The organism is Agromyces bauzanensis, from assembly GCF_014645655.1.
Taxonomy (GTDB): Bacteria; Actinomycetota; Actinomycetes; order Actinomycetales; family Microbacteriaceae; genus Agromyces; species Agromyces bauzanensis.
In genome coordinates, this window is sequence record NZ_BMMD01000014.1 from 46,120 (window position 1) to 61,518 (window position 15,399).

General features: G+C 70.1%; 19 protein-coding genes and 1 pseudogene. 7 read left to right on the forward strand and 13 right to left on the reverse strand.

Annotated elements, in window-relative coordinates; translation table 11 throughout:
* Window positions 1-197 precede the first annotated feature (197 nt).
* Together IEX31_RS12465 and upp are read right to left on the reverse strand one after the other, a co-directional pair.
* On the reverse strand, window positions 198-383 hold the full coding sequence (locus IEX31_RS12465; protein WP_188743757.1) for a hypothetical protein: 186 nt from the start codon (window positions 381-383) through the stop codon (window positions 198-200).
* A 62-nt stretch (window positions 384-445) separates the two neighbouring features.
* On the reverse strand, window positions 446-1,078 hold the full coding sequence (gene upp, locus IEX31_RS12470) for a uracil phosphoribosyltransferase (protein WP_188743758.1): 633 nt from the start codon (window positions 1,076-1,078) through the stop codon (window positions 446-448).
* 58 nt (window positions 1,079-1,136) lie between these two features.
* On the opposite strand from upp, the gene IEX31_RS12475 reads away from it, so the two are divergent.
* Window positions 1,137-1,589: a nucleoside deaminase gene (locus tag IEX31_RS12475; protein ID WP_188743808.1), complete on the forward strand. Its 453-nt coding sequence runs from the start codon at window positions 1,137-1,139 to the stop codon at window positions 1,587-1,589.
* Between the two features lie 150 nt (window positions 1,590-1,739).
* On the opposite strand, the gene IEX31_RS12480 is transcribed toward IEX31_RS12475, so the two are convergent.
* Window positions 1,740-2,507 carry a glutamine amidotransferase-related protein gene (locus IEX31_RS12480; protein WP_188743759.1) on the reverse strand — a complete coding sequence of 256 codons (768 nt, stop codon included), beginning with the start codon at window positions 2,505-2,507 and terminating at the stop codon, window positions 1,740-1,742.
* Window positions 2,504-3,466 (reverse strand): cation diffusion facilitator family transporter, encoded by a 963-nt coding sequence (locus IEX31_RS12485; RefSeq protein WP_188743760.1) that lies wholly within the window; start codon window positions 3,464-3,466, stop codon window positions 2,504-2,506. Before IEX31_RS12485 ends, IEX31_RS12480 begins: the two co-directional genes overlap by 4 nt.
* Before the next feature lie 78 nt (window positions 3,467-3,544).
* Between IEX31_RS12485 and proC the strand changes: the two genes are divergently transcribed.
* Complete coding sequence (gene proC / locus IEX31_RS12490; protein ID WP_188743761.1) at window positions 3,545-4,396, forward strand: pyrroline-5-carboxylate reductase; 852 nt, start codon at window positions 3,545-3,547, stop codon at window positions 4,394-4,396.
* Window positions 4,397-4,412: 16 nt separating this feature from the next.
* Here the strand turns inward: proC and IEX31_RS12495 are convergent, their stop codons facing one another.
* The gene (locus IEX31_RS12495) at window positions 4,413-4,664 is read right to left on the reverse strand and encodes an efflux permease Rv1217c-related protein (RefSeq protein WP_188743762.1); all 252 of its coding nucleotides are present in this window, start codon (window positions 4,662-4,664) and stop codon (window positions 4,413-4,415) included.
* Window positions 4,665-4,764: 100 nt separating this feature from the next.
* On the opposite strand from IEX31_RS12495, the gene IEX31_RS12500 reads away from it, so the two are divergent.
* Complete coding sequence (locus tag IEX31_RS12500) at window positions 4,765-5,160, forward strand: hypothetical protein (RefSeq protein WP_188743763.1); 396 nt, start codon at window positions 4,765-4,767, stop codon at window positions 5,158-5,160.
* A 48-nt stretch (window positions 5,161-5,208) separates the two neighbouring features.
* On the opposite strand, the gene IEX31_RS12505 is transcribed toward IEX31_RS12500, so the two are convergent.
* From IEX31_RS12505 to IEX31_RS18945, 3 genes and pseudogenes are all read right to left on the reverse strand, one after another.
* Window positions 5,209-5,877, reverse strand: coding sequence for a potassium channel family protein (locus IEX31_RS12505; protein WP_188743764.1), 669 nt, complete (start codon window positions 5,875-5,877; stop codon window positions 5,209-5,211).
* On the reverse strand, window positions 5,870-7,315 hold the full coding sequence (locus tag IEX31_RS12510) for a TrkH family potassium uptake protein (protein ID WP_188743765.1): 1,446 nt from the start codon (window positions 7,313-7,315) through the stop codon (window positions 5,870-5,872). Before IEX31_RS12510 ends, IEX31_RS12505 begins: the two co-directional genes overlap by 8 nt.
* Before the next feature lie 74 nt (window positions 7,316-7,389).
* Window positions 7,390-7,645 (reverse strand): annotated as a pseudogene (locus IEX31_RS18945) (IS5/IS1182 family transposase); the annotation flags it as partial.
* A 211-nt stretch (window positions 7,646-7,856) separates the two neighbouring features.
* Between IEX31_RS18945 and IEX31_RS12515 the strand changes: the two are divergent.
* Window positions 7,857-8,294: an ArsR/SmtB family transcription factor gene (locus IEX31_RS12515; RefSeq protein WP_188743766.1), complete on the forward strand. Its 438-nt coding sequence runs from the start codon at window positions 7,857-7,859 to the stop codon at window positions 8,292-8,294.
* Between the two features lie 91 nt (window positions 8,295-8,385).
* Here IEX31_RS12515 and IEX31_RS12520 read toward each other — a convergent pair whose 3' ends face one another.
* Entirely contained in the window at window positions 8,386-8,868 is a 483-nt protein-coding gene (locus tag IEX31_RS12520) for an anthrone oxygenase family protein (protein WP_188743767.1), read from the reverse strand.
* Window positions 8,869-8,893: 25 nt separating this feature from the next.
* Window positions 8,894-9,403, reverse strand: a complete 510-nt coding sequence (locus IEX31_RS12525; protein ID WP_188743768.1) for a GNAT family N-acetyltransferase — start codon at window positions 9,401-9,403, stop codon at window positions 8,894-8,896.
* Between the two features lie 114 nt (window positions 9,404-9,517).
* On the opposite strand from IEX31_RS12525, the gene IEX31_RS12530 reads away from it, so the two are divergent.
* The 3 genes from IEX31_RS12530 to IEX31_RS12540 all read left to right on the forward strand — a co-directional run bounded on the left by IEX31_RS12530 (window position 9,518) and on the right by IEX31_RS12540 (window position 11,711).
* On the forward strand, window positions 9,518-9,616 hold the full coding sequence (locus IEX31_RS12530) for a 30S ribosomal protein bS22 (protein WP_003792170.1): 99 nt from the start codon (window positions 9,518-9,520) through the stop codon (window positions 9,614-9,616).
* A 181-nt stretch (window positions 9,617-9,797) separates the two neighbouring features.
* A complete protein-coding gene (locus IEX31_RS12535) occupies window positions 9,798-10,067 on the forward strand; it encodes a glutaredoxin family protein (RefSeq protein WP_188743769.1) in 270 nt (89 codons plus the stop codon).
* A gap of 69 nt (window positions 10,068-10,136) precedes the next feature.
* A complete protein-coding gene (locus IEX31_RS12540; RefSeq protein WP_188743770.1) occupies window positions 10,137-11,711 on the forward strand; it encodes an FAD-dependent oxidoreductase in 1,575 nt (524 codons plus the stop codon).
* Window position 11,712: 1 nt separating this feature from the next.
* Here IEX31_RS12540 and IEX31_RS12545 read toward each other — a convergent pair whose 3' ends face one another.
* The 3 genes from IEX31_RS12545 to aspS form a co-directional block, all read right to left on the reverse strand.
* Window positions 11,713-12,612: a formylglycine-generating enzyme family protein gene (locus IEX31_RS12545; RefSeq protein ID WP_188743809.1), complete on the reverse strand. Its 900-nt coding sequence runs from the start codon at window positions 12,610-12,612 to the stop codon at window positions 11,713-11,715.
* Between the two features lie 27 nt (window positions 12,613-12,639).
* Window positions 12,640-13,872: a cation:proton antiporter gene (locus tag IEX31_RS12550; RefSeq protein WP_229662330.1), complete on the reverse strand. Its 1,233-nt coding sequence runs from the start codon at window positions 13,870-13,872 to the stop codon at window positions 12,640-12,642.
* 139 nt (window positions 13,873-14,011) lie between these two features.
* Window positions 14,012-15,355: an aspartate--tRNA(Asn) ligase gene (aspS, locus tag IEX31_RS12555; protein ID WP_229662331.1), complete on the reverse strand. Its 1,344-nt coding sequence runs from the start codon at window positions 15,353-15,355 to the stop codon at window positions 14,012-14,014.
* Window positions 15,356-15,399 lie beyond the last annotated feature (44 nt).

A 15,399-nucleotide genomic window follows, 5' to 3' on the forward strand; every position in this document is an offset into this window, starting at 1 on the left:
GAATGGCCGTTCGGCCTGGCGAACCCGCGCACGGTGCGGCAGGTTCAGTGGAGCCCGGGCCGATCAGGATCGGATCGGTGGCGGGAACTCGGCGGTCGGGTCGCGTTCAGCGGCACATTCGACAACACATGGACGCACGCGCCGGCATCATGCCGGCAGTCCTCTGTGCCTCGCGGGCGATCAGGGGGCGTGCGGTGTCAGTCATGGGCGTCAGTCAAACCGATACCCGAGCGCGTGTCAATTCGTGACGGCACCATGACGCGGTGTGACGGCGCAGACGGTGCGCCGTTGATCGCGGCATCCGGGAGGATCGGGGCGGGGGATGCCGCATCTGCAAGAATCTGCGAAGAATCGTGAGTTTCGAGAATCTTCCACGTGTTCATGCGTGCCCAGCGTGTTTTGGCACGAAGATCCTTCGGCGGCTGGCCATCCGAGCCGGTGTATATCAGACCGTGCCGTACAGGCGATCGCCGGCGTCGCCGAGGCCGGGCACGATGTAGCCGTGTTCGTTCAGCCGCTCATCGACCGCGCCGAGCACGATCGACACCTCGCGGCCGCGCAGCGCCTGCTCGACGGCCTTGAGCCCCTCGGGTGCGGCGAGGATGCAGATCGCCGTGACATCGGTCGCTCCGCGTACGAGCAGGAACTCGATGGCCGCCGTGAGCGACCCGCCCGTCGCGAGCATCGGGTCGAGCACGAAGCACTGGCGATCGCTGAGGTCGTCGGGCAGGCGCTCGGCGTAGGTCGTGGGTTCGAGCGTCTCCTCGTTGCGGGCCATGCCGAGGAAGCCCACCTCGGCGCTCGGCAGGAGCTTCACCATGCCGTCGAGCATGCCGAGCCCGGCCCGGAGGATCGGCACGATGAGCGGCTTCGGCTCGGCGATGCGCACGCCGGTCGTGGGCGCCACGGGGGTCACGATGTCGACGGGCTCGACCCGCACGCCGCGCGTGCCCTCGTAGGCGAGGAGCGTCATGAGCTCCTCGACGAGCGCTCGGAATACCGGCGACGGAGTGTTCACGTCGCGGAGCACCGTCAGCTTGTGGGTGATGAGCGGGTGATCGGCAACGTGGACTCGCATAGGCTCGAGTCTAGGGTCGGAGGGAGTGCCAGTGGAGTTGCCGATCCATCACGAGTGGATGCGGCTCGCACTCGCCGAGGCCGAGCAGGCGCCGGCCACGCGCGACGTCCCGGTCGGCGCGGTGGTCGTGAGCGGCGATGGCGTCGTGATCGCGGCACGCCGCAACGAGCGCGAGCTGACCGGCGACCCGACCGCGCACGCCGAGGTGCTCGCGCTGCGCGACGCCGCCGAGGCGACCGGCGACTGGCGTCTCACCGACTGCACGCTCATCGTGACGCTCGAGCCGTGTGTCATGTGCGCGGGCGCGATCGTCGCGGCGCGCGTGCCGACGCTCGTGTTCGGCGCCTGGGATGAGAACGCCGGCGCGGCCGGCTCGCTCTACGACGTGGTGCGCGATCGGCGGCTCAACCACCAGGTCGAGGTCTTCCCGGGGGTCGAGGCGGAGGCATCCGCTCGCCTGCTCGTGGCCTTCTTCGAGGACCCGCTGCGGCGCCCACCGGTGGTCGAGTAGCTGACGGTCCGGTGCTCGAGTAGGGAGCGAAGGTGCTGCCTCCGGTGGTCGAGTAGCGAGCGAAGCGAGCGTATCGAGACCCGGTGCGTGGTCTCGGTACGCCTTCTGCGTCGGCTACGCGACCAGCGAGGGCTACGCGACCAGCGAGGGCTACGCAACCAGCGAGCGCGCCTCGAGGCCCGCCAGGTAGTCGCCGAGCAGAGCCGCGGATGCCGCCTGCGCGCGCGGCCCGTACGACGCGCGCTCCGCGCGAAGCTGCTCGCGGCTGAGGCCGTACTCGGGAAGCTCGTCGCCCCACTCGCGCAGCCAGTCCTCGTGGATGTCGTCGGTGATCTCGGGGTGGAACTGGACCGCGAGCAGCCACTCGCCCCGCGCGAACGCCTGGTTCTCGTACTGCGACGAGGTCGCGAGCCGCTCCACGCCCTCGGGCAGGTCGAAGGTGTCGCCGTGCCACTGCACGGTGGGCACGCCCGCGAAGTGGCGCACGGGCGACACGGCGCCCGCCGCCGTCGGCTCGACCGTGAGCCAACCGACCTCCTTGCGCGGCCCCCGACGCACCTCGGCGCCGAGCGCCTTCGCGAGCAATTGCGCGCCCAGGCACACGCCGAAGATCGGCGCCTCGGCCTCGACCCGCGCCGAGAGCATGGCGATCTCGTCGGCGAGGTACGGGTAGCGGTCGGTCTCGTACGCCGCCTCATCGCCGCCGAGCACGACCACGAGGTCGGGCGCCAGCGGATCGAGCGCGGCGACATCCGCGTGCGGCGCGTCGATCGTGACGATCTCGTAGCCGTGCGCCTCGAGCGTGGGACCGAGGTTGCCGAGGCCGATGGCGGAGTCGTGCCGCAGCACCAGGGCGGTGCGGGGTCTCGGGACGCGTACGGCTTCGCCGGGTTCTGGCCGGCCGCCGGTGCCCGTCACTCGAGGCCCTTGATGACGATCGCGTCGGTCGCGGGCGCCGCAGCGGCCGGATCCACGTAGACATCGGGCTCCAGGTAGATCACGCGCGCCGCGGACACCGCCTCGCGGATGCGCTGCTCGATGACGTTCGTCGCGGTCGAGACCTCCTGCAGGCGCTGGTCGGCGTGGAAGCCCACTTTCGCGGCGACGAGCAGCTCGTCGGGTCCGAGGTACAGGGTCTTCATGTGGATGATGCGGTCGGCCTCGGGACCGTCGAGGATGGCCCGCTCGATCTTCGCGTGGTCGGCCTCGGTCGCGCCCTCGCCGACGAGGAGGCTCTTGGTCTCGATGCCGAGGATGATCGCCACGAGGATCAGCAGCGTTCCGATCATGAGCGTGCCGATGGCGTCGAACAGGGGGTTGCCGGTGAGCACGGTGAGGCCCACGGCGATGAACGCGAACACGAGGCCGAGCAGCGCCGCCACGTCCTCGAGCAGCACCACGGGAAGTTCCGGCGCCTTCGCGTGCCGCACGAACTGCACCCAGCTCTGCTTGCCGCGCACGTGGTTCGACTCCCCCACGGCGGTGCGCAGCGAGAACGACTCGAGCACGATCGCGATCGAGAGCACGAGCATCGGCAGCCACCAGTTCTCGAGCTCATGCGGGTGCTGCAGCTTGTCGACGCCCTCGTAGATCGAGAAGATGCCGCCGACCGAGAACAGGATGATCGCCACGACGAACGCGTACACGTAGCGCTCGCGGCCGTAGCCGAACGGATGCTCCTGGTCGGCCTTCTTCCTGGCCTGACGGCCGCCGAGGATGAGCAGCAGCTGGTTGCCGGCATCCGCCACCGAGTGCACGGCCTCCGCGAGCATCGATGCGGACCCCGAGAAGAACCACGCGATGAACTTCGTCAGGGCGATGCCCGTGTTCGCGAGGAATGCCGCGATGATTGCCCTGGTTCCGCCGGATGCACTCATACGGCAATCCTAGAATGGCCGCGACCGGCACGACACGCTCGCTCGGGGGGTTGTTCGGCCCCTCCATAGGATGGTCGCATGCCAGTCGAGACGCCCGTGAAGCTGCCCGCCATCGCGTTCCTCGGGGCCGGATCGATGGCCCGCGCCATCCTCTCCGGACTCCTCCAGCCGGGCGTCGAGATCGAGGGCGGCATCCGCACCACGAACCGCTCGTCGGCGCGCGCGGCGGAGCTCACCGACCTGCCCGGCGTCACGTCCGTCGCCACCGAGACGGATGCCGCGGCGAACCGCAGGGCCGTCGCGGGCGCGGGGATCGTCGTGGTCGCCGTGAAGCCCGCCATGGTGCCCGACCTGCTCCGCGAGATCGCCGACGCGCTCGAGCCCGGCACGGTCGTCGTCTCGGTCGCGGCCGGCGTGACGGTCGACACCTTCGAGTCGCTGCTGCCCGAGCACGTCGCGGTCATCCGCTCGATGCCGAACACGCCCGCGGTCGTCGGCCGCGCGGTCACCGGGGTGTCGGCGGGCACGCGATCGGGCGACGACGACCTCGCGCTCGCCGTCGCCATGTTCGAGACGGTCGGCGAGGTCATCGTGGTGCCCGAGGAGCAGATCGACGCGCTGTCCACGATCTCGGGCTCCGGGCCCGCGTACGTCTTCTTCCTCATCGAGCAGCTCACCGCGACGGCGATCGACAAGGGCTTCACGCCCGAGCAGGCGGCGCTCATGGTGCAGGGCACGTTCCGTGGGGCGAGCGAGCTGCTCGCGGCATCCGAGGACGAACCCGCCGAGCTGCGCCGCCGGGTGACGAGCCCCAAGGGCACCACCGAGCGCGCCATCGCGGTGCTCGAGGAGGCGAACCTGAAGCAGACCTTCGACCGGGCGACCGATGCCGCGCTCGCCCGAGCCCGGGAGTTGGCCGCCGGGGCCTGAACCAGGGGCGGCGGCCTCAGCCGCCGGTGACCAGTCCACGCCGTCGCGTCGCGACGATCGCGGCGGCGATGGCGGCCCGCCGATCACGATCATCCAGATGCCACCGGTCCGGCGACGTCGTCGCCGATCGGCACGGGGGAGGTGCGAACGGCGAGAGGTCGTGCACCCAGTCGGGCAGGCCGAGCAGCTCGCCGAACACGCCGAAGAACGCGCCGAGCGTGAGCGCGGCCCACGCGATGCCGATCATCTCGCGCGGCACGAGGGTCACGTCGCCCGGCGGGGCGCGCTCGCGACGGCGGCCGAAGCTCGACCCGCCGACGCGAGGAACGGCCGCCGCGACGAGGCATCCGGTTCGCTACCGTGATCCTATGGATTCTGCGGAGGTGGTCGCGACCGTCGCCGAGGTGATCGGCTGGATCGCCTTCGGCGGCTCCCTCTTCTGCCTCCTCCTCGCGGTCGTCATCCGCATGGCCGACGGCCGTTGGCTGCCCACCGACGCGGTCGTCGTCGACCAGGAGCACGGCAGCACCGTGCGCTGGTTCGCTGAGGGCGCATTCCACCAGCGGCGGCTCAGCGACGACGAGCGCGCGTATGTCGTCGACGCCGACGAGGAGCGCGCCTACTACCGGGAGCGCGAGCCCGACCGGCTGCGACTCCACGAGCCGCCCGCCGGTCGCCGCGCCATCCGAGTCGTGGGGCTCGTACTCCTCGCCATCGCGGGCGCGGCAGGTCTCACGAGCACCGTGCTCATGCTCGTCGGCTGACCGCAGAGCGGTCACCCGCCGTTGCGGGTCGCGGCACCCGCACGTTCGCTACTCGAGCGTCGCGAACTTCTCGATGTCGCGCTCGGTGCCCGTGACGATGATGAGGTCGCGGTTCGTGACCACGGTCTTCTCGGTCGCGTACGTGAACGGATTGCCGGGGCTCTTCACGCCGACCACGGTCACGTTGTGCCGGCTGCGCACGCCCGATTCGCTGAGGGTCCGGCCGCGGATCAGCTTCGGCGGGTACATCTTCACGAGGGCGAAGTCGTCGTCGAACTCGATGAAGTCGAGCATGCGGCCGCTGACGAGATGCGCGGTGCGCTCGCCCGCCTCGCGTTCGGGGTAGATGACGTGATTCGCGCCGATGCGCTCGAGGATCTTGCCGTGCGACTGCGAGATCGCCTTGGCCCAGATCTGTGGGATCTTGAGGTCGACGAGGTTCGCCGTGATGAGCACGGATGCCTCGATCGACGAGCCCACGGCGCAAACGGCGATCGAGAAGTCCTGGGCGCCGATCTGCTGCAGTGCCTCGATGGACCGCGCGTCGGCGACCACCGCGTGCGTGACCCGCTCCGCCCACTTCTGCACGAGCGCCTCGTCGTCGTCGACGGCGAGCACCTCGCGGCCCAGGCGGTCGAGCTGGCCTGCCGTTGCCGCTCCGAAGCGGCCGAGGCCGATGACGAGCACCGGCGCGTCGTGCCTGATCCGCTCAACCAACGATGGGCCTCTCTTCCGGACGCTTGAACAACTGCCGGCGCTGGCTGGCCGCCAGTGCTGCGGCGAGTGTCACTGTACCAACCCGACCCATGAACATGGTGGCAGCCATCACGTACTTCCCCTCGGGCGGCAGGTCGAAGGTGAGGCCGGTCGACAGCCCGCAGGTGGCGAAGCCCGAGATCACGTCGAACAGCACGAAGTCGAGCGGCGACTTGGTGATCTGGGTGATGATCACGGTCGAGACGGCCACAATCGTCGCACCCCAGAGCACCACGCTCACCGACAACCGCAGTATGTCGCGGGGGATGCGGCGTCCGAACGCCTCCATGGCGGGCGCGCCCCTGGCCTCCGCGTAGGCCGCGAGGAACAGTACGGCGAGCGTGGTCACCTTGATGCCGCCGGCCGTGGACGCCGAACCGCCGCCGACGAACATGAGCATGTCGGTCACGAGCAGGCTCGAGCTGTACAGGTCGGCCATGTCGATCGTCGAGAAGCCACCCGAGCGCGTCATCGTCGACATGAAGAACGCCTCGTACAACGTCTTGCCGAACCCGAATGCGCCGTACGTCTTCGGGTTGTCGTACTCCAGCACCAGAAACGTGAGCGCCCCCGCGATCCACAGCACCACGGTGGTCGTCAGCGTGAGCTTCACGTGCACGCTCCAACGGTGCGGAATCCGCCAGGTGCGGAGCAGTGCGAAGATCACGGGGAACCCGAGGCTGCCGAGTAACACGTCGAGCATCATGAGCGACTGGAACCAGTAGTCGTCGAAGAACTCGACGGGCCCCAGCAGGTTGGGGGCGAAGCCGGTGTTCGTGAATGCGCTCACCGAGTAGTACGCCGAGTACCAGACGCTCGTGCCCACGTCGTACCCCTGTGCGAGCACGCTCGGGATCATGCCGAGGAAGATCACGAACTCGATCGACAGGGTGCTCAGGGCGACGGTCGCGAGCAGGCCGCCGACCTCGCCGAGTCGGATCGCCTGACTCTCGGACACGGGTCCCGCGTGGGCGCGCGAAGGGTTCGTGTCACTCGCCGCGATGAGTCTGGCCCTGAGGCCGAGCCGTCGCGAGATGACGAGACCGAGGATCGACGCGAGCGTCAGCACACCCATGCCGCCGACGTTCATGCCGATGAAGATGACGGCGTTGCCGAACGGCGACCAGTGCGTGGCCATGTCGACCGTCGTGAGGCCCGTGACGCAGATGGTGGAGACCGCGGTGAAGAGCGCGTCGTGGAGCGGCGTGCCCCGGCCTTCGCCCGCCCGGGCGATCGGCAGGCTGAGCAACAGCGTCGTGATCAGGATGAGCCCCGCGAACACGAGGATCGCGAACCGCGCGGGCGAGCTCCTGACGAGCGTGTCGAGGGCGTCTCGAACGCGCCCGAGCCAGGACCGCTGGTCGCTTCGCCCACCGCGGCCGATCGGCTGTGCGCGCATCGAGCCCCCTCACGTGCCTCCACCGAACGCGTGAGTCATGGTACTCCTCGCCATGATTGACTAGAGCGTGTCTCCTATGTCCATGCGAGGCAGGCGTGGAGGACGGTGGCGGCGCGGTAGGTGATGGCGAGCTTGGAGCGTTCCCACGACGTTTCGCCCCGTGTAGGCGGTGGTGTCCAGAGCGGGTGATCTGCCGCCGCGGCGTCCACGCTTCTTGCGCGCGGCGATCTGGTCGCTCTTCTCGGGGATCACGACCTTGATCCCGCGGGCGTGGAGTGCCCGGCGGATCACGCAAGCGGAGTAGGCCTTGTCGGCAATCACCGCGTCCGGATCCGGGACCGGTGGATGATGCCCTCCACGACCCGACGGTCCTCCCGGAACGGATGCACACGACGCCCAGCGTTCGAGGGCGGCAACGGCTCCAACCGAGCCCACGGCTCGTCAGCCAGGACACGGGAACGAGAACGCGACTTCGAAGACACGAACCCAGCATCCCGCCGAAACCATCGCACACATGGGAGACACGCTCTAGCCTTGTCGCATGGCGGACATCTTCGACGTGGTAGCGGATACGACGCGACGCGACATCCTCGCCGTGCTCCTCGAACGGGAGACCGCAGCGCCGCAGTCCGCCGGCGAGATCAGCGTCTCCGAGATCGTCTCGACCCTCGGGCTCAGCCAGCCCACGGTCTCGAAGCACCTGAAGGTGCTGCGCGAGGCGGGGCTCGTCGGGGTTCGCGAGGAGGGCCAGCACCGTTACTACCACCTCGACCGCGGTCCGCTCGAGGTGCTCGAGGACTGGCTCATCCCCTTCGTGTCGTCGGAGGCCGCAGCGGATGCCGCGACCCTCGCCGGTCTCGAGGCCGGCTCCGCGACGCTCAACCAGGAACAACGCGCGTTCGCGTCGGCGATCGGCAAGGCGTTCGCCGAGACGGCACATCAGGTGACCGCGGCCGTCACGTCGAAGAAGCGCAAGTAACCCGGTGGTCGAGTAGCGCGTCATCCGCCCTGTGGTCGAGTAGGCGCGCCAGCGCCCGATATCGAGACCCGGGACCCGACCCCGGAACCCCTCAGCGCCAGACGAGCACGAGCACGAACCCCAAGCACGCGGCCGCACTCGTGAGGGCGCGGACGTGGTTCCACGCCTGCCAGCCCGGACGGAACTCCGCCCACGCCGTGGCGAGATCCGAGGCGTCGGTGGATGCCGCCGCGAGGCGGTTGTTGCGCGGCACGTTGGCGCCCCCGGTGACGCCGATGGCGCCGACGAGGTAGAGCGCCGCGGCGCCCACCGCCCACCACGTGCCTCCGCCGAGCGAGCCGACGAGCGCGAACACGGCGACCACGATCGCGAGCAGCGCCGTGCCGAACAGCACGAGCATGAGCGGTGGCCGCACGGCGGTCACGTTCATCTCCCGCATTGCTCGGGCCGCGTCGGCGGCGGGCAGCCGGTCGAGACCTTGTGTCACGAAGGCCGAGAAGGCGGTGAAGATGCCGGCGGCGACGCCGGTGCCGAGGATCGTCGCGACGAGCAGCACGTCGATGAGCCAGGTCATGCGACCAGTCTGCCGCGCACCGCCGTCAGCGCAGCGGCTTGATCATCTCCAGTTCCAGGCCGCCGGGCCGGAGCTCGTAGTCGCGGCTCCGCCCGGTGAGGCCGAAGCCGAGCTTCTCGTAGAAACGCTTGGCGCGCGGGTTGTCCTCATGCACCTCGAGGCGCAGCGTGTCGCCGTGCCCGAGCGCCCAGCGCTCAACTGCCTCGAGGAGGAGCCGGGAGACGCCTGCCTTCTCACCGCGGTGGTCGGGCGCCACGTAGACGCCGACGAGCATGGGGCCGCTCGTGGCATCCGGGATATAGCCGCCCATGTGACCCACCCACCGCTCGCCGTCGATCGCGACGATCGAGGTCTGGCCGGGCATCGTGCCGCGCGCGGCACGCGCGCGCCAGCCGGCCTCGTCGACCGTGAGCGCGTGTTCGAGGGTCTCGCCGTACGCGAGCGGGTAATCGCGGAGCATTTCGAGACGGAGCGCGCGCCACTGGCGCCAGTCGTCCTCGTTCGTCGCGCGGATGACGAGGTCGGGGTGCGGCATCCTCCGACGCTAACGCGTCGGGGCCCGTCCGTCCGAATCCGGTAGACTACCCCGAGGCTTTCCCGCCTCCGGCTGCGGCACGCGCGGCCGTCTCGACTTTTCTGTGAGGTTCAGATGGGTTCCGTCATCAAGAAGCGCCGCAAGCGCATGGCGAAGAAGAAGCACCGCAAGCTGCTGCGCAAGACGCGCCACCAGCGTCGCAACAAGAAGTAGTCGTCTCGCACGACCGGCTGAGCGTCAGGCCATCGGTCTGGCGCTTTTCGCTGTGCCCGGCGCCGTGCCGACCATCTCCCATGTTTCCGTTCCCGCGCCGGGTTGCCGTTGGAACGGGCACACTGCGCGGGAACGGAAACATCCGGCGGGGGCGCGGGAGCGGCGCGGTTAGGCTGGAGGCGTGACCCGAGACATCCGCCTGACCCTCATCGGCAAGCCCGGCTGCCATCTCTGCGACGACGCGCGCGAGGTCCTGCAGGCCGTGATGGCCGAGGTCGAGGCGTCGGATGCCGCGCCGCGACTGCACTTCGACGAGCGCTCGATCCTCGACGACGAGGATCTGGCCGCCCGCTACGCTGAGGAGATCCCCGTGCTGCTCATCGACGGCGAGGTGCACAACTACTGGCGCATCGACCCGGTGCGGCTGAAGACGGCGCTGCGGGCGGGTTGACGCCGTAGCCGCGGCATCAGGAGCCGTCAACCACTTGCTGCACAGCCGCCCGCCGTATTGACTGTGCGCATGACGAGCCTCTGGAGAGCCACGGCCGCGCAGGGCGGGGGCGAGGACGCCGGCGAGATGCCGAGTTCGCGCTATGAGGTCGCCGTCCTGCCGGTGGAGCGCTTCGACGTCGTCGTGGTCGGGGCTGGGATCACCGGTCTCGCGACCGCCCTCATGTTGGTGCGCGGGGGCCTCGAGGTGGTGGTCGTCGAGGCGAGCGACGTGGCCGCGCTCGCGACGGGCGCGAACACCGGCAAGGCCAGCGTGCTGCAGGGCTCCGTGCTGCAGCGGATCCGGCGCGCGCACTCGACTCGTCTCGTGCAGGCGTACGTCGAGGCGAATCTCGACGGGCAGCGGTGGATCGCCGAGTTCGCGCAGCACCACGGCGTGCCCGTGTCCGAGGAGACCGCGTACAGCTACGCGAGCACCGAGGCGGGCCTGCGCATCGTCGACCGCGAGCTCGCCGCCGCGCTCGCCGCCGGGTTGCCGGCCGAGCGGGTCGATCGGATGCCGGTCGCCTTCCCGTTCGCGGGTGCCGTCGCGCTGCCCGGTCAGCTCGCGCTCGACCCGTACCGCCTCGCCGTGGCGATGGCGCGGGCGTTCGTCGCCGAGGGCGGCGTGCTGCTCGAGCGCACGCGCGTCGAGGGTGTGCACGCGGGCCGGCCGGTCGAGGTGCACACGCCCACCGGCACGATCCGAGCGGATGCCGCGGTCATCGCAACCGCGACCCCGATCCTCGATCGCGGCCTCTACTTCGCGAAGCTGCGCGCCTCGCGAAGCTACCTCACGTCGTACCGGGTCGCCGCCCCGCCGCCGCCCGGGCTCTTCCTCTCGGTGGACGAACCGACGCGCACGATCCGCACCACGCCCGACGTCGACCCCGCCGCAGGCGCGGGCGCCGGTGCGCCGCCACTGCTCCTCGTCGGCGGCAACGACCACCCGGTGGGCGGCGCTCCGTCGACCGAGGCGAAGGTGCAGGACCTCATCGACTGGACGCACCGGCACTTCGGGGGCGCCGAGCTCACGCACCGGTGGGCGGCGCAGGACTACCACTCGCTGAACCTGGTGCCGTTCGCGGGCCGGATGCCGCGCGGCCTCGGGCGAGTCCGGTTCGCCACGGGCTACGGCAAGTGGGGGCTCACCAACGGCGTAGCGGCCGCCATTCGCATCTCGTCGGAGATCCTCGGCGTCTCGTGGTTCGAGCGACGGCCCTGGATCCGGGTCATCGGCTCGCGGGTCACGATGCCAGGCGACCTCGCCCGCGGCGTGGGGGAGGGCGCCCGCGTCGCGCGCGACCTCGCGTCGGGCTGGGCGGGGGCGCAGGCGCATCCGGCACCAGTGCCCCGACCGGCCGAGGGCGAGGGCACCGTCGTCAATCGCGGGGGCGTGCCGTACGGAGTGTCCACCGTCGACGGGCGCACGTGCGCGGTGCGCGCTGTGTGCACGCACCTCGGCGGCGTGCTGCGGTGGAACGACGCCGAGTCGACGTGGGATTGCCCACTGCACGGATCGCGCTTCGAGGCATCCGGCCGACACATCGAGGGACCGGCGGTCTACGACCTGCCCGAGACGACCCGCACGCGTCCGCGGATCTGAATCACGCGTCGCGCGCGCACCGGAATCCGATGTGCGTGGTCGCCGTGTCCTCGGCTTGGGGCGAGCGCGCGGCGGGCCGGTAGCGCAGGCAGTACTCGGGCGAGCACAGGTGCGAACCGCCCTTGAGCACGCGCCGGGCGATCCGGGAGCCGGGCTCGGCGGATGCCGCGGCGAGCAGGTTCGGGCGCTCGCCAGGCTCGACCGCCGCCTGGCCGGGCACCTCGTGCCGGGGCGCGTAGTAGTCGGTCGTCCACTCCCAGACGTTGCCCGTGACATCGTAGAACCCGAAGCCGTTCGCCGGGAAGGTCATCACGGGCGACGTGCCGACCCAGCCCTCCGCGCCGGTGTTGCGGTATGGGAAGTCGCCCTGCCATCGGTTCACCATGAGTCGGCCCGCCGGGCGTTCCTCGTCGCCCCAGGCGAAACGCGCGCCCGCGAGCCCCCCGCGGGCGGCGTACTCGAACTCGGCCTCGGTCGGCAGGCGTCTGCCGACCCACGCCGCATAGGCCGAGGCATCCTCGAAGCTCACCTGCAGGACCGGGTGAGTCGGCCGGTCGTCGACGGATGACCCGGGGCCGAACGGATGCCGCCAGCTCGCGTCGGGGACCCACCGCCACCACTGCCGCCAGTCGCGGAGGTCGACGGGGCCGGAGGTCGGGGTGAACACGAGCGCGCCGGGGACGAGCTCGTCGGGATCGGCACCCGGGAAGTCCGCCGGATCGAGCGGCCGCTCGGCCACCGTGACATAGCCCGTCGCCTCGACGAAGGCGGCGAACTGCTCGTTCGTGACCGGGTGCGCGTCGAGGTCGAAGGCTTCGACGGAGCGCTCGTGCACCGGCGTCTCCTCGGCGTAGAACTCGGCCGAGCCCATGAGGAACGTGCCGCCGGGCAGGCGGACCATGGGTGTCGTCGCGGTCACGATTCGACCCTACGTCGGATCCACGGGACCACCGCCGACGGCGGCGTCGCGGCCCTCGGGACGCTCGCGTGCGCGGTCCTCCGCTTCACGCCGTGCGAACCAGCCCGCGATCGGCACATCGGTCGACGAATGGGCGACGATCGAGAGGACGATGGCCACGACGATCACGTGGAACATCAGCTCCGCGCCGGGAGCACCGCTCGCCAGCACGAGCAGCCCGTACAGCACCGAGGCGAATCCCTTGGGGCCGAACCATGCCGCGGTCAGCCGCTCCTCCCAGGGCAGTCCGCCGCCGATCAGCGAGAGCTCGACCGCAGCCGGCCGGGCGAAGACGAGGAGGAGGACGGCGAAGACGTAGCCGGTCCACGGCACCTCGGCGAGGAATGACGGCGAGATGAGCGCACCGAACATCAGGACGGCGAGCAGCTTGACGAGTTCGGAGATCTGGCCGCCGAGGTCCTTGAACGCGTCGCGCATCTCGGGAGCCGCGGTGGCGATCGTGATGCCCGCGGCGTAGGCGGCGAGATAGAGGTTCGCGTGGGTGACGGTGCAGATCCCGAGCACGATGAGCGCGACGGCGATCGGCGTGAGCGCGGCGTACAGCGGCGTGCGGGAGAAGACCCTGCGCCGCACGAGCCACGAGACGGCCGTCGGCACCACGACGCCGACGAGGATGCCGAGCCCGAGCTCCTCGGCGAGCACGAGTGGTTCTGCCTCGGGGCCGCCCACCGCGGCGATGAGGAAGAGCACCACGGGAAGGGCGAGCCCGTCGTTCAGCCCGGACTCCACTCCGAGGAGGTGCCGCACGCGAGCGGGAATCTCGCGGCGACCCACGATCGCCGAGGCGAACACCGGGTCGGTCGGCGCGAGCACAGCCGCGACGAGGAACGCCTCGGGCCACGAGAACCCCAGTAACCAGACGCCGAGTGCTGCGGTGATGATGAAGGTGATCGGCATGCCGAGGAGCAGTGCGCGCCCCGGGAGCTGCCACGCCGCGCGCAGGTCTCGGAGGCCCACCTCCTGGCCGTCGGTGAACAGCACGACGAAGAGCGCGAGCGAGGAGACGGTCGTGACCGTCGGGTCGGTGGGCGAGAGCACCACGACGTCGAGCACGCCGCTGCCGAGTGCGAACCCGGCCACGAGGAACAGCACGGTCGTCGAGAGCACCGTGCGGTGCGCGAACCCCGAGATGAGGATCGCCGCGAGGAGGACCAGCGCGAACGACAGGAGCAGTGCTTCCACGTTCGCAGTCTGCCCGAGCCGCGACGCGCTGTCGATCGTCGGCTACGGCCGGCTTCGCCGAGTGTTAACGCCCCATGCCGAGTGATACCGTGACAGCGAGGCGAGACGGGTGCAGCGTTAACACTCGGCGAAGGTAGGTCTACGGCAGGAGGCGCGCGGGGCCGCGGAACAGGAACGTCGTCTCGCGGATCGAGTGCTCGTCGAGCATGAGCATCAGCACGCGGGCGAGGCCCATGCCGAAGCCGCCGTGCGGAGGCACACCGTAGCGGAAGAAATCGAGGTAGAACCCGAGCTCCTCGGGTTCGAGCCCCTTCTCCTTCGCCTGGGCGATGAGCACGTCGATGCGGTGTTCGCGCTGCGCGCCCGTCGAGATCTCCACGCCGTTGTAGATGAGATCGTACGAGTTCGTGAGGCCCGGGTCATCCGCATGCCGCATGTGGTAGAACGGCCGGATGCTCGACGCGTAGTCCGTGAGGAACACGAAGTCGTGGCCGTACGTCTCCTTGACGTACTGCGAGATGCGGCGCTCGCCCTCGGGGTCCATGTCGGCGTCGGCCCGCGGCACGACGTAGCCGTGGTCGGCGACGATCTGCTTCGCCTCGGCGAGCGGGATGCGCGGGAAGGGCGTGGTGGGCACCTCGAGCTCGACGCCGAACAGCTCGGCGATCTCGGCGCCGTGCTTCGCCTTCACCGCCGTGAAGGCGGCGACGAGGAGCTCCTCGTGCATGCGCATGACGTCCTCGTGCGAGTCGACCCAGCTGATCTCGGCGTCGATCGAGGTGAACTCGGTCGCGTGCCGTGACGTGAACGACGGGTCGGCGCGGAACGCCGGGCCGATCTCGAACACCTTGCCGAACCCGGCCGGCTGTGCCATCTGCTTGAAGAACTGCGGGCTCTGCGCGAGGTAGGCGGTCGTGTCGAAGTAGCCGACCTCGAAGAGCTCGGCGCGCGACTCCGAAGCGCTCGCCATGAGCTTCGGGGTGTGGATCTCGATGAAGTCGTTGTCGATCCAGTACTGGCGCAGCGCGTGCTCGAACGTCGTCTGGACTCGGAAGATGAGGTGCTGTTTCGGGTGCCGCAGGTCGAGGAAGCGCCAGTCCATGCGCTTGTCGAGGCTCGAGTCGGCGGCGATCGGCGTCTCGAGGGCCTCGGACACGACGTCGAGCGAGCCGATCTTCACCTCGAGCCCGCCGAGCTTCACGCGCTCGTCGTGCTTCAGCTCGCCGGCGACGGTGAGGAACGTGCCGTGCGAGAGCGCCGAGATCTGCTCGGTGAGGGCGAACGCCTCGGCGGCGCCGACGCTGACGCCCTCGGGGTCGAGCTCGCGCACGGCGGGGTTCACAAGCTGCACGGCGCCCGACTCGTCGCGCAGGATGATGAACTGCACCTTCTTCTGATCGCGTACGGTGTCGACCCAGCCGGTGATGGACACGGGACCATCGGGCAGCGCGGCGAGATTCTTGATCAGGGTGCGGGAGGTCACGAACGACCATCCTACCCGCGCGCCCATTCGTGGCATCCGGCCGA

Bases quoted from the DNA above. Each gene is read 5' to 3' on its own strand.
- IEX31_RS12475 (WP_188743808.1), top strand. From the start codon at position 1,137: ATGCGGCTCGCACTCGCCGAGGCCGAGCAGGCGCCGGCCACGCGCGAC.
- IEX31_RS12485 (WP_188743760.1), bottom strand. From the start codon at position 3,466: ATGAGTGCATCCGGCGGAACCAGGGCAATCATCGCGGCATTCCTCGCG.
- IEX31_RS12465 (WP_188743757.1), bottom strand. From the start codon at position 383: ATGAACACGTGGAAGATTCTCGAAACTCACGATTCTTCGCAGATTCTT.
- IEX31_RS12530 (WP_003792170.1), top strand. From the start codon at position 9,518: ATGGGTTCCGTCATCAAGAAGCGCCGCAAGCGCATGGCGAAGAAGAAG.
- IEX31_RS12515 (WP_188743766.1), top strand. From the start codon at position 7,857: ATGGCGGACATCTTCGACGTGGTAGCGGATACGACGCGACGCGACATC.
- proC (WP_188743761.1), top strand. From the start codon at position 3,545: ATGCCAGTCGAGACGCCCGTGAAGCTGCCCGCCATCGCGTTCCTCGGG.
- IEX31_RS12500 (WP_188743763.1), top strand. From the start codon at position 4,765: ATGGATTCTGCGGAGGTGGTCGCGACCGTCGCCGAGGTGATCGGCTGG.
- upp (WP_188743758.1), bottom strand. From the start codon at position 1,078: ATGCGAGTCCACGTTGCCGATCACCCGCTCATCACCCACAAGCTGACG.
- IEX31_RS12520 (WP_188743767.1), bottom strand. From the start codon at position 8,868: ATGACCTGGCTCATCGACGTGCTGCTCGTCGCGACGATCCTCGGCACC.
- IEX31_RS12510 (WP_188743765.1), bottom strand. From the start codon at position 7,315: ATGCGCGCACAGCCGATCGGCCGCGGTGGGCGAAGCGACCAGCGGTCC.
- IEX31_RS12545 (WP_188743809.1), bottom strand. From the start codon at position 12,612: ATGGTCCGCCTGCCCGGCGGCACGTTCCTCATGGGCTCGGCCGAGTTC.
- IEX31_RS12525 (WP_188743768.1), bottom strand. From the start codon at position 9,403: ATGCCGCACCCCGACCTCGTCATCCGCGCGACGAACGAGGACGACTGG.
- IEX31_RS12540 (WP_188743770.1), top strand. From the start codon at position 10,137: ATGACGAGCCTCTGGAGAGCCACGGCCGCGCAGGGCGGGGGCGAGGAC.